We start from the raw sequence: 14,378 nt of genomic DNA, 5'->3' as shown, positions 1-14,378 counted from the left end.
GCGGGCGTCAGACGCGCTCGATGATGGTGGCCGAGCCCATGCCGCCGGCGATGCAGAGCGTGATGAGGCCGTAGCGGCCCCCGGTGCGCTCCAGCTCGTCGAGCACGGTGCCCACCAGCATGGCGCCGGTGGCGCCGAGGGGGTGGCCCAGCGCGATGGCGCCGCCGTTGACGTTGACCTGCTCACGATCGAGCTTGAAGTCCTTCATCCACTTGAGCACGACGGAGGCGAACGCCTCGTTGAGCTCCCAGACGTCGATGTCGTCCTTGGTCAGGCCGGCCTTGGCGAGCACCTTCTCGGTGGCCGGCGTCGGGCCGGTCAGCATGATCGTGGGGTCGGCGCCGGTCGACGCGGTGGCGACGATGCGGCCGCGGGGGGTCAGGCCGGCCTTCTTGCCGCCGGCCTCGTTGCCCACCAGGACCAGCGCGGCACCGTCGACGATGCCCGAGCTGTTGCCGCCCGTGTGGACGTGGTTGATCTTCTCGACGGTGGTGTACTTCTGCAGCGCCACGGCGTCGAAGCCGCCCATCTCGCCGATCACGGTGAACGCGGGGCGCAGCTTGCCGAGGTCGGCGGCGCTGGTGCCGGGGCGACGGTGCTCGTCGTTGTCGAGCACGACGAGGCCGTTCTGGTCCTTGACGGGCACGACGGACTTGGCGAACCGGCCCTCGTCCCACGCCTTCGCGGCGAGGTCCTGCGACTGCGCGGAGTACTCGTCGACGTCGTCGCGCGAGAAGCCCTCGATGGTGGCGATGAGGTCGGCACCGATGCCCTGGGGCGCGATGTAGTTGTCGTAGCTGTACTGCGGGTCGTAGAAGAGCGCGCCGAAGTCCGAGCCCATGGGCACGCGGGACATCGACTCCACGCCGCCGGCGAGGACCAGGTCGTCGCCGAGGGCCGAGCCGACCTTCTGCGCGGCCATGTTGGTGGCCTCGAGGCCCGAGGCGCAGAAGCGGTTGATCTGCACACCCGCGACGGTGTCCGGCAGGCCGGCCACGATGGAGGCGGTGCGGGCGATGTCGGCACCCTGCTCACCCACGGGCGAAACCACACCGAGCACGATGTCGTCGATGGCAGCCGGGTCGAGGTTCTCGTTCCGGTCCTTGATCTCATCGATCAGGCCGACCACCAGGTCGGTGGGCTTGATCGCGGTCAGCGAGCCGTTCTTGAGCTTGCCACGGGGCGTGCGGATCGCCTCGTAGATGAATGCGTCAGACACTTGGTCTTCCCGTCCTTTCGAAGAAGGTGTTCCCGGTCCCCGCGGATACCACGAAGCCCGTCACCCCTACAGGCTAGCCATGTGTAGCTTATTTGAAAAGACCGCCAGGTAGATCCTGGTTCGAAACGCCCATGATGGGCTATTGTGACGTTAATCATGGCAACAGCATCACGTTCCGCGGGCACGCGCCTGCGCCCCGCCGAGCGGCGTCGACAGCTGGTCGACGTCGCGACCGCGCTGTTCCTCGAGCAGGGCTACGGCAAGGTCTCCGTCGCCGACATCGCGCGCGCCGCCGGCATCAGCGGCCCCAGCGTGTACCGGCACTTCCCGGACAAGGAGACCATCCTCGCGGCCGCCATGCGGTCCGCCGTGGACGAGATGGGCGAGACGACCGCACGGGTACTCGCCCGCCCGGGCGCCACCTTCGAGGACCTCTCCTCCGCCGTCTTCGCCATGGCCGTCTCCCGCCCCGGTCCCCTGGCGCTGTGGCGCTGGAACCGGCGGCACCTGACCGCGGAACAGGCGCGGGAGATGATCGCCGCCAGCGAGGGCGTGCTCGGCTCGTGGACCGAGGTGCTCCGCCGGGACCACCCCGAACTCACCGACGACGACGCCCGCGTCCTCACCTGGGCCGTGCTCGCCGTCGGCGGCTCCGTGCCGCCCAGCCGGGGGCGCATCGGGATCCGCCGGTACCGCGCCGACCTCGAGGTGATCGCCCGGCGGGTGCTGCGCGCGGCACCGTCGACCGCGCCGGAGCTGCCCGCACCCCCGCCGCACCGCGCCCCCGTGGTGCGCAGCGACGAGATCCTCGACGCCGCGTCGGAGCTCTTCTTCTCCCGCGGCTACAGCGCCGTCAGCATGGACGACATCGGTGCGGCCGTGGGCATCTCGGGCCCCAGCGTCTACGGGCACTTCCCATCGAAGGGGTCGATCCTGGTGGGCATCGTCGCCCGGGCGCGCGCCGCGCTCGAGATCGGCGTCGTCGGCGCGGCCGGTCTGTCCGACGGTGACCCCCTCGCCGAGCTGCGCGCGCTGGTGCGCTCCTACGCGGCCAACCTCGTCTCGTCGACCGACCTCGCCGTCGCCTTCACCGTCGGCCGCGAGGTGGTGATCGAGTCGGGCGGCGAAGCGCTGCTCGCCGCGCAGAAGGCCTACGTCGCGCGCTGGGTGGCCCTGCTCGCCGCGGGATCCGACGGCGACACGCCCGAGTCCGGCGCTGCGCTCGACGCGGCCGGGGCCCGCATCGCCGTCGGCGCCGCCATGACCATCGCCAACGACTTCGCCCGCACCCGCCGCCTCCGCGGCCGTCCGCGCTTCCACGACGAGCTGGTCCACCTCGTCGACGCCGCGCTGGGCATCTGAATCCCGGCGTTCAGCCCGAGCGCCGGCGGGCGGTGCGGCTATCGCTCCGCGGAGTCATGCGTGCCACGCATGGCCCATGAACCCCCAGGTCAGTCACATTTGTCGCGGGTCGCCGAACGCGCCGCATGCATCCCACGCACGACTTCCCCCACGCGGCGTCGACGGGGCGCGGGGGACGTTTCCTCCCCCACCGGAAGCCGCTCCCCTCGTGGGGGACCTGCCGTCCCCCACGCGGCGTCGACGTCCCCCACGCCGCGACGCTGCGGCGGGTCCGGCCGGTGCTGCAGCCTGCGGCTTTCATGGGCCATGCGTGGCACGCATGACCCCGCAGAGTGAGCAACCGCCCGGCGTCCGCGCGGCGGACCGTCGGGCTACCAGCCGTTGACGTGCAGGACGGTCTCCAGCGGGGCGCGCTTGGCGAGCTTGAAGTCGGTGCCCTTGGTGTAGGCGACGGGCAGCAGCACGCCCTGGCGAACGGTGGCGGGGATGCCGAGCGCCTCGGCGACCTCGCGCTCGTACCCGAGGTGCAGCGTCGTCCACGCGGAGCCGAGGCTGCGCTCGCGGAGCGCGAGGGCCAGGCTCCACGCCGCGGGCAGCAGCGAGCCCCACAGCCCGGCCTGATTGCCCTCCGGCAGCTCGCCGCCGGGCACGTGGATCGCGCCGATGACCAGCGCGGGCACCTGCTCCATCACCTCGGCGAGGTAGGTGGCGCTGGAGGCCACCTTCTCGGCCGTCTCGAGGTCCGCCGGCGGCTTCGCGGCCCGCGCCGCCGCGCCCGCCTCGGCGTACGCGAAGTAGGACTTGCGGTAGTACTCGGCGACGATCTTCTTGGGCTCCGGGTCGGTGAGCACGATCCAGTGCCAGCCCTGGGCGTTGCTGCCCGACGGGGCCTGCAGCGCCACCTCGAGCGCGTCGGTGATCACCTCGAGCGGCACGGGCCGCTCGAGGTCGAGGCGCTTGCGCACCGATCGCGTGGTGGTCAACACCTCATCGGCGGAGAGGTCCAGGTGGGGGAAGTCGAGTGCCATGCCTCGACCCTAGCCAGAGAACCTAGCGCGCGCGGGCCGAGCCGCTCCCCCGCTTGGCCCGATCCAACGTCGCGAGGGACTTCTTGGCCGCGGCGAGCTCCTCCTGCAGCGCCGCGACGCGGTCGGCGGCGGCGTCACGGGCCGCGGAGAGCACCTCGTCAACGGCGGCCTGCGCCTCCTTGTCGCCCAGCCCGGCCAGCGCCTTGTGCAGCGCGGGCAGCGGGAACTCCTGCGCGCCCGCGGGTTTCTGCGCGTTTCGCGTCACCTTGAGCGAAGCGGTGTTGTCGGCGCCCACGTACACCGTGATCGCGACGGACCGGGCGGCCCGCGCGGGCGCCGCGGCACCCGCCGGCTTCGACGGTGCGGGCTTGGTGGTCGCGGCCTTGGCGGTCGCGGACTTGGGCGCGCGCTTCACCGCCTTCGGCTGCTTGGTGGCCCGCAGTTCCCTTGCCTCGTAGGGCAACTGATCGTCGATGCCGGTCGGCTTGACGGTGACGACGACGCCGTCGACCGCGACCACCCGGGCGGACGCGCCGGCGGCGAGCCCGAGGCTCGGCACACCCTCGACGAGGTAGACCAGCGGCTTCTTGCCCTCGGCGAGCGCCGTGGCGTACCGCCCGAGGTCCTCGGCGGTCAGGGTCTGCTCGGCCATCACTTGACTCCCTTCACCAGTGCGGGCACCACCGACTGCTCGATCGTGTCGATGGCGAGCGGCCCCCCGTACAGGAGCGCGTCCACGCCGTTCGTCTTGTCCAGGATGATGATCGGCACACCGTAGGTCAACGACGACGGGACGCCGTCGAAGCCGCCGTTGCCGCCCGCCGCGTCGGTGCGCGCGACGACGGTGCGGTCCACCTCGCTCGAGTTCACGGCCTTGTAGATGTCGCCCGACGCCAGGGTCAGCCAGGATCCGGCCCCGTCGACCGGGGTCTGCGTGGAGAAACCCAGCAGGCCCAACAGCTGGAGGGCGTTCGCCGACCGCGAAGCGAGCTTCGTCGCCTTGCCGTCGAAGTGCACGACGTCCACCTTCTTCCCCGAGAACTCGGGGTGCGCGGAGCGCAGCGCGGTGATCCGACCCTCATACGTCTTCGTCACGGCATCCGCGCGGTCCTTGGCACCGAGCGCCTCCGCGATGAAGGCCAGCTGCTGCTGCCAGGTCCACCCGGCCTTGCCCTCCGCGGAGACCGCGATCGCGCGGCCGCCCGCGAGCGACTTGAGGTCCTTGACCTTGTCGGACGCATCCGGGTCGGTGTCCAGGATCAGGTCCGGTTTCGCCTTCTCGATCACGGACGTGTCGGGGTTGGTCGAGGTGCCGGCGCTCGGCACGCCGGACAGCGCGGAGACCCACGCGGGCAGCTCCGACTTCGGGCCGTTCGCCCCGGCGACCACCTCGAAGCCCAAGGCGGAGACCAGTTCCGCGTCGCCGGCTCCCAGAGCGACGATCCGCTGCGGCCGGTCGCTCAGCTCCGTCGTGCCGTTGACGTCCGTCACCGTGCGGGCGCTCCACGCGTCCAGCGCCGGTCGGCCGTCGTCGTCGCCACCGCCGCTGACGAGGACGATGCCGAGCACCACCGCCAGCACCACGACGAGCGCGGCCGCGCCGCCGATCAGCAGCTTCTTCCGATTCGACGACGGCGATCCCGCCCCGCCGAGCACGGGCATCGACGGCGAGCTCGGCCCCATCGGGCCGCCCTGTCCCATCGGACCGCCCGGTCCCCGCGGCCCGACGGGGCCGAGCAGCCCCGTCGGCGCGCCCGGGGGCAGGCCCGGCCCGCCGGGGACCGGCGACATCGGGCCCGGCTGGTTGTGGCCGGTCGCGAGCGCCGGGTTCGACGGCGTCCCCTGCCAATTCACGCCCTGCGGCGCGGTGGGCGGCGCCATGCCCGCGGCGCCCGACATGCGGCGTGAGGCGGCGGCCAGGGCGTCGGAGAACTCGCCGGCGGTGTTGAACCGGTCCGCGGGGTTCTTCGCCATGGCGCGGCCGAGCACGTGGTCGACCTCCGGCGAGAGGTCGGGCCGCTTGAGCCGGATGCTCGGCGGATTCTGGCTGATGTGCGCCAGCATCAGCTGGCCCGAGATGGTGGTGGTGAAGGGCGGCGCGCCGGTGAGCAGGACCACCGTCGCGCAGGCCAGGGAGTAGACGTCGGCGCGGTGGTCGACGGGGTGCCCGAGCAGCGCCTCGGGGGCGGTGTACGCCAGGGTGCCGACGACGGTGCCCGCCTGCGTGTTCTGCCCGACCTCGGTCTGGGCGGCGCCGATCCCGAAGTCCGCGAGCTTGACCTGCTCGCCGCGGCGGCCGCGGTCGACGAGGAAGTTGGCGGGCTTGACGTCGCGGTGGAGGATGCCGTGCTGATGCGCGTAGTCCAGCGCGTCCGCGACCTGCTCGATCACGGCGACGGTGCGGTCCAGGCTGAACGGGCCCTCCCGCTGCACCGTCGAGGCGAGGTTGCCGCCCTCGACCAGCTCCATCGCGATCCACAGGTGCCCGTCGGACTCGCCGCGGTCGTAGACGTCCACGATGTGCGGGTGCTTGAGCCCGGCGATCAGATCGGCCTCGCGGTCGAACCGTGCGCGCACCGACGGATCGGCCGAGAGCTGGGTCTGCAGCACCTTGAGCGCGACGGACCGGGGCAGCGTGCGGTGCCGCACGCGGTACACCGTGCCCATGCCTCCGGTACCGAGGATCGACTCGATCACGTACCCCGCGATCGATTCACCGGGTTCCGACGCCACGAACACACCTCCGCTCCTGTACGTGTACAGCGGTAAGAATCTACCGCGACGGAGGTTGTCCGCTGCTTAACGCGAGGTTGGCGGCTCGTCGGAGGGGCCGCGCTCGCCCGTCTTGCCCCACCGGGGCGCGCTCGGCGGCTGCACCGGGCGGCGGCGCGGGCCGTGCTCGTCGTGGCCCTGCGAGGGCCGCACCCAGCGGTCCCCGCCCTGCTTGCGCTGGGCGCCGGTGCCCCGCTCGTAGGGCGGCGGGGGCAGCGGCCGCACCGGGCGGGGCGACCGCTGCGGCGGCACGGGCGGCGGAGGCGCCTGGTACTGCGGGACGGGCTGCGGCGGCGGAACCGGGGCGCCGGGCGCCGGGGCGCCCGGGGCCTGCGCCGCGGGGGCCGGGTAGGACACGCCCTGCGGCGGGACCGCGGGCTGCGCATGCCGCCCGGTCGGCGGCGCGGGGACGCGCGGCGGAACCGGTGCCTGCGGCGCCACGGGCGGCACCGGCGCGGCCGCCCCCGGCGCCAGGCGCGGCGGCGCGGGCACCTGGCGCGGCTGGCGCTGCGCCGGCTGCTGCAGCGCGGGGGAAGCGATGGGCTGCGCCTGCACGTCGCAGTAGCGCAGCTCCTCGTCGGTCGGGTTGAGGACCACCTCGAACGGCGCGCGACGACCGATGCGCACCCCCACCACCGACGGCGAGACCTGCGCGACGACGAGGTCGGCGTTCGCCCGCTGCGGGGCGCTGCCGGGCGCGCGCAGGGTGAGCATGGTGCGCTCGGGTACCGCGTCGGCGGGGGCACCGTCGAAGACGGTGATGTCGGCCGGGCGACCCCCGGGACCGTCGGCGATCCGGAAGCGCGCCGGGTCCGCCAGGGTCGCGGCGAGGGTGGCCCACTGGGCCGGCCGGTCGGTGTGCACCGCGACGGACGCGCCGGCGCCGACGGAGCGGAGCAGCACGAGTTGCAGCGGGATCAGCTCGGTCGCGAACTCCACCACGAGCGTCTCGGGGACGGGCGAACCGTCGAACAGGGGCAGTGCCACCGCGTCGGTCCCGGAGACGCCCCACACGGGACCCGCGGGGCCGACGGGGATCTCCACGGCGCCGAGGCCGTCCAGGGGCGCGGAGGGCAGGTCGACGACGCTGGACCCGCCGCCCGGCAGCGTGCCGCGGGCGAGCTCCATCTGGCGGCCCGGCATCGGGACGAGCGCGTCGTCAAGGTTGTCGACGATCGGCACGGCGGTGTCGTAGCGGACGAGTCCGCTGATCTCCACGGGCGCCTGCGCGTCGGCCTTGCGCATCCGCAGCACGACGGAGGTGCTGTCGCTGTCGAGGCCCCACCACCGGTCGAGCTTCTCGGTGGAGGTGCGGACCGGGTCGATCAGGTAGGTGGTGGCGAACTCGGCGCCGTGCTCGATGTTCTGCCAGGTCTCGGTGCCGCCGAGGGGATCCGCGCCGAAGGTCATGCGGGCGTCCAGGCCGGCGAGCTCCGCGGCCGGCAGCACGCGGGCGCGGATCAGGCGCTCCTGCAGCCGCTGCTCGAGCCGCCGGGTCGCGGCCATGAGGGCCTTGGGGCCTGCCGTGCGCGACGGTCCGCGGCGCACGATCCCCGCCAGGTTGCGGCGGGTGTTGACGCGCAGGATGAGCCAGGTGGAGCGCTCGGCCATCGCCGCGTAGAACCGGACGCCCTGCGAGTAGGAGGCGCGGTAGGCCGGGCCGGGCGGCACGCGGCGGCCGACGGAGGCGACGTCGATGTCCACGTCGAGGCCGTACTGCGTCATCATCGTCGCGAGCAGGTCCAGCGGCACCGTCTCCGCAGCGAAGGCGCGGCCCTCGCGCAGCCGGGTCTCCGCCGGGTCGGCGGTGAGCTCGATCGCCGAGACCAGCTCGAAGCCGTCGCCCTGCCGCACGCCGACGCCGTCGACGTCGATGACCCGGCCGGGGATGCCCCCGGTCGCGCGGCGCCGACGACGCAGGTACCGCGCGCGGGCGCCGATCTTCTCGCTGAGCACGGTGCCGTGCACCGAGACGAAGGCGATCAGGGCGCCCAGCACGATGAGCGCGATCACCGACCACAGTGGCCAGACGCCGCCGACGAGCGCGAACAGGCTCGCCGAGAGGACGGCCCAGACCAGCGCGCGGCGCAGCGAGATCCGGATGCCGACGGGCCGCCGCAGCCGCGCGACCTCGGGGTGCGTGGGGACCTCGGCGGCCGCCGCCGGCGCCCCCGTCGTCACGGTCTCCGTCATCACGACCTCCGCTTCCGGCCGGGGCGCGTCAGCGCGACCACGCCGCCGATCACCAGCAGTGCCACCGCCCCGGCGCCCGCCACGATCGCCGCGGTCCGCCGCGGCCGCGTGTCGGGGTCGGGCGGGGGCGGCGGGACCAGCAACTTCTCCACCGACTGCGGGTCGATGTCCGCGTCGATGTCGGGCACCTTCGCAGTGAGGGCCGCCACCGGATCGATGAGCCCGCGGCCCACCTTGTTGTCCGTGCCGCGGCCGGGCGCGTGCGCCGTGGCCACGAGCCGCGCGGCCGCCTGGGTCGCCGAGAGCTGCGGGTACCGCGCGCGGACCAGGGCCGCCGCGCCCGCGGCGTAGGCCGCCGCGAACTCGGGCCCGGCGAAGGGCACCAGGTTGCGCTCGACGGGGGCGCTGTTGACCACGCCGTCGCCGCCGCGCGAGTTCAGCGAGACGATGCCCGCGCCCGGCGCGGCCACGTCGAGCCAGGGACCGTTGAGCGATCCGGGCAGGGGCGTGCCCTCCGCGGTGGTGGCGCCCACCGACAGGACCTGCCCGTCGAACCAGTTCGGGGTCGCGACGGTGGTCACCTGCCGCCAGCCGCGCGGGTCGTCGGGCTGGCCGGGATCCGGGTCGGGATTGGCCTTGCAGTCGTTGGTCCCGACGGTGCCGCCCTGGCGGTCCGTCGCGCCCGCGCCGGCCACGACCAGCGCGTCCTTGGCGCGCAGGGCGTAGGCGACGGCGCCGCCGATCTCGCGCTGGCGGAACTGGTTGTCGGCCGCCATGCAGACGGGCTCGGGCACGACGATCACCTTGGCGCCGCGGTTGGCGGCGCGCACGATGGCGCGGGCGATGCTGCGCGCGTTCACCGCGGCGCGGCCGAGGTTGGGGTCCGCGTCGTCCGCAGGGGTGTTCTGCAGGGAGAAGCCGGCGGAGTCGACGCGGATCGACAGGATCCGCGCGTCCGGAGCCACGCCCACGACGCCGTCGCCCGCCGCGGGCTGCGCGCCGATGATGCCCGCGACCAACGTGCCGGTGGAGTCGCAGTCCAGCAGGCCGCGGTCGCCCGCCACCATGTTGTCGCCGGCGCCGTCGAGGCCGCGGAGGCGGGCCTGGGGCCGGACGCCGGTGCTCAGCACCGCGACGGTGACGCCGGCGCCCGTCGAGAACTTGTGCGCCTCGTCGATCCGCAGGGTGGTGGCCGGCGCGGGGGCCGCGGCCAGGTTGGAGTTCGGCAGGACGCCGGGCTCGACGCAGCGCGGATTGTTGTTGCGCAGCGGGCGCTCCGGGCCGTCGGTGTCGGGCGGCGCGCCGCCGATGTCGGCGACGGGCGGCACCACGGCGCCGGAGACGGCCGGAGCCCAACTTCCGGCGACGACGACGGTGACGGTCGCGGCCGCCGCAGCGACCGCCTTCGGGAATCGGCGCACGGTCCCTCTACTTCAGGAACGACAGGTCGAGTTCGCGCATCGCGGCGAACAGGCGGGTGCACCAGAGAGCGAGCAGGACGACAGCGAAGATCGCCAGCTTCTCGCCGGCCTCGATGCGGCCGAGGAGTCGCGCCGAGAGCGGGCGGCCGTGGCCGCCGCGGTCGGTGGAGACGCGGTCCGCGAGCAGCACGCCGCCCGCGCCGAAGCCCGCCAGCACGGCGGCGCTGAGCACGATCACGACGAGCCGGCCGAGGTCCGAGTCGAGCGCCCCGACGAGGACGATCGCGAGGCCCGCCGCGATGACGAAGCCCGCCACGAAGAAGACCGTGGCGTGCACCCGGTCGTCGAGGGTTCGGCCGCGCAGCACGCAGATCACGGAGGTCAGGGCGGCGATCGCCACCTCGCCCCAGAAGTAGTGGCTGTGCGGGACGATCACGGTGAGCGCGGAGACCACGAGGATCCCGGCGATCGCGACGTAGAAGCCGGTGAGCAGCTTGGCCGCGGTACGGGCCTTGCGCTCGAGGCCGGTATTCTCCTCGGCGCGCGCCAGCTCGGTGGTCATCTCGTCGTCGAAGGTGTCGACGTGGTACGCCGCGTCGAGCTCGGTGCGGTCGATGTCCTCGCCGGGCGGCGGGAGCGGGTCCGGCCGGACGCGGGCGAGCATGAGGGCCCAGCCCTGCGCCCAGTTCGCCAGCAACAGGCCGCCGATCACGCCGATCGCGGGGATCGCGGGCCGGCCGAGCGGGGTGTACGCGAACAGCGCGCTCGCGACGACGACCGCGGCCGCGGTGAGCCCCAGCGCGGCGAGCACCGTCGCGCCCAGGCCGCTCGCGCGGCCGAGCACGACCACGCCGATGAGGGCGAAGATCGATCCCGTGAGGACGTTCGCGGCGGTGAACGCACCGTCGACCCCGCCGTCCGGGGGGATCAGCACGAACCCCGCCGAGAAGAGCACCGGGAAGGCCGCGAGCTGCAGCGCGTACGCCACCTGCGGGGCGCCGTACTGCCGGTCCGCGGAGAGCGCGGCGAGCACCACGGCGATCGAGGCCAGGGCCGCCACCGGGAACCACCACAGCACGCTGGAGTGCGCGAACCAGGCGATGAGCACGAGCGCGGCGAAGACCGTCGCGCCGAGCACCAGCGCGAGCAGTCCCAGCGCCCGCGCCGTCGCCGATTCGAACCGGCGGAAGCGCTGGCGGCAGAACTCCTGGATCGCGTCGGCGGTGCTCTCGATGAGCGGCCGGAAGGTCTGGGTCGAAAAGGTCTCGGCCAGGATCAGGCGGTCACCGTCGAGCACCCCCGCGTCGGCGAGCGACTTGTCGCGGGCCAGCGGCGTGCCGCCCTCCCGGGCGAAGGTCCAGGCTCCGGTGGTCGAGAAGTCGTGGTCCGGGAAGATCTGCTCCAGCCCTGGGACCACGGAGTCCATCACGACGGACAGCCGCCGGCGGGCCAGCAGGCTCCGCTCGACGGAGTTCTCGCCGACCTCGACCAGGACGCGCACCTGTTCGGGGACGGCGGATCGCCCGGGGCCCGCGTTGTCGGTTCCGGCGGGCTCCGGGGTGATCGGGAAGACCATCTTGCGTCAGCGTCCCTCTGTCGTGCGCACCTGCAGCTCGGCGAGCTTCTGGGCGGCCGGCGGCTCGTAACCGGAGTTGAAGCCGTCCGCCAGGTCCGCCGCCAGCTCCTCGAACGCACGCACGGTGCGTCGGCGGAGCAGATCGATGTCGATCGGCTGGTCCGAGTCGAGGTGCGGGTCGTACGGGATCTCGTGCACGCGCAGCTTCTGCCCGGCGCGGAAGAGCTCGTCGAACTGCTCCACGGAGACGCTGCCCCGGCGCTTGGTGTGGTTGATGACCACGATCGTGTTCGCCAGCAGGCCGTGCCAGCCGTGATGCCGCAGCCAGTCGATGGTCGCGGCCACCTTGCGCACGCCGCGGGTGGTGGCCGAGGCGGGCAGGATCAGCGCGGAGGAGATCTCCAGCACGCCGGTGCCCGTCTGGGTCTGCAGGCCTCGGCCGGCGTCGACCAGCGCGAGGCTGTAGTGCGGGCGGAAGATCGAGTACAGGTCCAGCACGTCGTCGTAGTCGGTGACGTCGCGGCCGTTGAAGCGCCACGGCGTGGGCAGCACGTGCAGGTTGGTGGGCGTCACCGCGAGGTGCTTGTCCACCTGGTTGCGGTCCGAGAGGTCGCTCTGCTGGATCAGCGTGCGCGCGGTCGAGCCGCCCTGGTGCCACGCGGTCACCTGGTCGAGATCGCCACCGTCGGGGTCGAGGTCGAGCGCGACCACGTTGTCGGCGCGGGTGCGCTCGAGGATCTGGCCGAGCACGCCCACGAGCAGGGTGCCGCCGGCGTTGTCGGCGAACACGCTGGTCACGTGGAACTTGTTCTTAGGGACGCGGATGCGGTGCACCAGCTCCGCGTGCTCCTGATCGTTCGCGCTGGGGCCCACGTCGAGGCCCATCTTGCGCAGCCAGGCGCGCCAGCCCGAGACCCGCACCGCGGCGTCCGAGAACCGGATCTGCTGGTTGAAGGACGACGAGGCGGTCGACATCGGCGCCGACAGCGACTCGCCCATCGGGCGCATCGGGGCCTGCTGGTGCTGCGGCACCATCGGCGCGGGCGCACCCTGCACGGGTGCGGGCGCCTGGCCGAAGGGCTGCGGGGAGGCGGGGCGATGGATCTGGCCGGAGGCCTGCGGCGACTGGAACTGGCCGGTCGGCGGGATGCCCTGGAAGGGGGCCTGCTGCGCCTGCGCAGCAGCGGGGACGAAGCCGTTCTGGCCGCCCTGCCACTGCTGCTGGGGCTGCTGCGGCTGCGGCACGGGGGCCGGGGCGGGCACGGGCTTGGCCGCCTGCGGGGTCGACGGTGCCGCGGGCTCGGTCTTCGGGGCGTCCGTCTTCGGCGCGTCGGCCTTGGCGGCGTCCGCCTTCGGGACGTCGACCTCGGGCGCGTCGACCTTGGGCGTCCCGTTGGTCGGGGCGTCCGTCTTCGGCGCGTCGGCCTTCGGAGCGTCCGTCTTCGGCGCGTCGAGCTTCGGCTGGCCCGCCTTGGGGGCGTCCGCCTTCGCGGCGTCGGCCTTGTCGTCGACGATCGCGGGCTGCTCAGCGGTGGGGCGCTCGTCCGCGGCGACGATCACCGGCGGGGCGACGGGGGCCGTCGGCACCGCGGCGGATCCGTCGAGGTCGTCGACACCGGGGAGCTCCGGCTCCTCCCATTCGCCGCTCACGGGCTCGGACAGCGGGCCACCCGTGGGGACGGACGGTCGGACCACCGGGACGGCAGAATCGGTCGAGGGCAGGATCGCCGCCGCGGGGTCAGCCTCGTGACTGCTTTGCGGTACGAAAGGCACCCGAACGTTAGTAGCTGCGTCGCTCATGGACTGCACCTCTCTTGCTGGAAGAATCTTTTGCAGACTAATACATACCCAGGTCAGACGACCAGTGGGGGTGAGCTATCAGTTTGTTGTATCGAACCATCCGCGGCAACCGCCTCGCTCGACGAGCGCGCTGATCCCTTCGGAGAATCGCCGCCGGGTACCGGGACTGAGGGTCACGTCGACCACGCCTCGCGAGCCGCGGTCGGTGGTCGACAGGACGCGGCCGGCGGCCGTGTCCATCACGCCGACCGCCCACGTCGCGTGCGTCCGCACGCCACTGGAATCGCTACGGTGATAGACGATTTCGGCTCGCCGACCGGTGTAACGCCCCGCGTCGACCAGGATGTCGACGGTCTTCTGGGACAGCTCGTGCTCGCGCAGCCGGCTACGGACCTCCCGCTCGCCGCGGGGGCCGGTGACCTGCGGATCGAAGCTCGCGACGATCTCCGCCAGTTCGCCCGCCTCGAGGGTGAGGGACTCGAAGTCCGCGGGATCACGCGCACCCAGGACCCGCCACAGGGGTTCGACCACGGTCGATTCGAAATCCTCGCGATCGGTGCGGAAGCCCTGAACGGTGAACTGATCGTCGTTGCGGAAGGCGACGGCCACCAGGTCATCGCGGCGCACGACCGCCCCGCGGAGCACGGCGTCACCGTCGAAGACGCGGATCGCGACCTCGGCGGCCGGGGCCTGCAGGGCGCGCAGCCACTGCGCCACCTGCTGGTCGACGGTGCCGTTCGCGTCCACCAGCCCGGCGTCGACCAGCCCGGGCAGGACCGCGAGGTCCACCACCAGCTGATCGTCGGGCCGGTACACGTTGGGATGCACGGCCAGCACCACGGGCGCCAGCTCGCCGACGTCCGAGAGCCGCATCAGCAGCAGCAGCTCGTCGATGTCGGCGGCGAAGGCGGACAGCTTCGCCACCGGTTCCTCGCGCAGCACGGCCATGCGCCCCTCCCCTTCCGACGCGGCCCGGCCCCCGCGCGTGCGGTGGCCGGGCCTCGTCT

10 protein-coding genes are annotated in these 14,378 nt (G+C 73.3%); 1 reads left to right on the top strand and 9 read right to left on the bottom strand.

Features of this window, described 5'->3' with window-relative positions:
* Positions 1-7: 7 nt before the first annotated feature.
* Complete coding sequence (locus WFK95_RS01265; RefSeq protein WP_336669643.1) at positions 8-1,219, bottom strand: acetyl-CoA C-acetyltransferase; 1,212 nt, start codon at positions 1,217-1,219, stop codon at positions 8-10.
* Positions 1,220-1,375: 156 nt separating this feature from the next.
* Here WFK95_RS01265 and WFK95_RS01260 point away from each other — a divergent pair, with 156 nt between their 5' ends.
* Entirely contained in the window at positions 1,376-2,581 is a 1,206-nt protein-coding gene (locus WFK95_RS01260; protein WP_336669642.1) for a TetR/AcrR family transcriptional regulator, read from the top strand.
* Positions 2,582-2,952: 371 nt separating this feature from the next.
* Here WFK95_RS01260 and WFK95_RS01255 read toward each other — a convergent pair whose 3' ends face one another.
* From WFK95_RS01255 to WFK95_RS01220, 8 genes are all read right to left on the bottom strand, one after another.
* A complete protein-coding gene (locus tag WFK95_RS01255) occupies positions 2,953-3,609 on the bottom strand; it encodes a nitroreductase family protein (protein ID WP_336669641.1) in 657 nt (218 codons plus the stop codon).
* Positions 3,610-3,631: 22 nt separating this feature from the next.
* The gene (locus WFK95_RS01250; protein ID WP_336669640.1) at positions 3,632-4,261 is read right to left on the bottom strand and encodes a hypothetical protein; all 630 of its coding nucleotides are present in this window, start codon (positions 4,259-4,261) and stop codon (positions 3,632-3,634) included.
* Positions 4,261-6,342: a serine/threonine-protein kinase gene (locus WFK95_RS01245; RefSeq protein WP_336669639.1), complete on the bottom strand. Its 2,082-nt coding sequence runs from the start codon at positions 6,340-6,342 to the stop codon at positions 4,261-4,263. Before WFK95_RS01245 ends, WFK95_RS01250 begins: the two co-directional genes overlap by 1 nt.
* A 66-nt stretch (positions 6,343-6,408) precedes the next feature.
* A complete protein-coding gene (eccE, locus tag WFK95_RS01240) occupies positions 6,409-8,574 on the bottom strand; it encodes a type VII secretion protein EccE (protein WP_336669638.1) in 2,166 nt (721 codons plus the stop codon).
* The gene (mycP, locus tag WFK95_RS01235; protein WP_224651478.1) at positions 8,574-9,995 is read right to left on the bottom strand and encodes a type VII secretion-associated serine protease mycosin; all 1,422 of its coding nucleotides are present in this window, start codon (positions 9,993-9,995) and stop codon (positions 8,574-8,576) included. Before mycP ends, eccE begins: the two co-directional genes overlap by 1 nt.
* A 7-nt stretch (positions 9,996-10,002) precedes the next feature.
* Positions 10,003-11,571: a type VII secretion integral membrane protein EccD gene (gene eccD / locus WFK95_RS01230; protein ID WP_224651476.1), complete on the bottom strand. Its 1,569-nt coding sequence runs from the start codon at positions 11,569-11,571 to the stop codon at positions 10,003-10,005.
* A 6-nt stretch (positions 11,572-11,577) separates the two neighbouring features.
* Complete coding sequence (locus WFK95_RS01225) at positions 11,578-13,266, bottom strand: MinD/ParA family ATP-binding protein (RefSeq protein WP_336669637.1); 1,689 nt, start codon at positions 13,264-13,266, stop codon at positions 11,578-11,580.
* Between the two features lie 183 nt (positions 13,267-13,449).
* Entirely contained in the window at positions 13,450-14,319 is an 870-nt protein-coding gene (locus WFK95_RS01220) for an ESX secretion-associated protein EspG (RefSeq protein WP_336669636.1), read from the bottom strand.
* Positions 14,320-14,378: the final 59 nt, after the last annotated feature.

Origin of the sequence: Tsukamurella sp. USMM236 (assembly GCF_037148755.1) — a bacterium.
GTDB lineage: Bacteria > Actinomycetota > Actinomycetes > Mycobacteriales > Mycobacteriaceae > Tsukamurella.
The sequence above is the reverse complement of the archived record's forward strand: the minus strand, read 5'-3'. Positions and strand labels throughout refer to the sequence as shown.

Coding starts and splice junctions, on each gene's coding strand:
- WFK95_RS01260 (WP_336669642.1), top strand. CDS start 1,376: ATGGCAACAGCATCACGTTCCGCGGGCACGCGCCTGCGCCCCGCCGAG.
- WFK95_RS01255 (WP_336669641.1), bottom strand. CDS start 3,609: ATGGCACTCGACTTCCCCCACCTGGACCTCTCCGCCGATGAGGTGTTG.
- WFK95_RS01250 (WP_336669640.1), bottom strand. CDS start 4,261: ATGGCCGAGCAGACCCTGACCGCCGAGGACCTCGGGCGGTACGCCACG.
- eccE (WP_336669638.1), bottom strand. CDS start 8,574: ATGACGGAGACCGTGACGACGGGGGCGCCGGCGGCGGCCGCCGAGGTC.
- eccD (WP_224651476.1), bottom strand. CDS start 11,571: ATGGTCTTCCCGATCACCCCGGAGCCCGCCGGAACCGACAACGCGGGC.
- WFK95_RS01220 (WP_336669636.1), bottom strand. CDS start 14,319: ATGGCCGTGCTGCGCGAGGAACCGGTGGCGAAGCTGTCCGCCTTCGCC.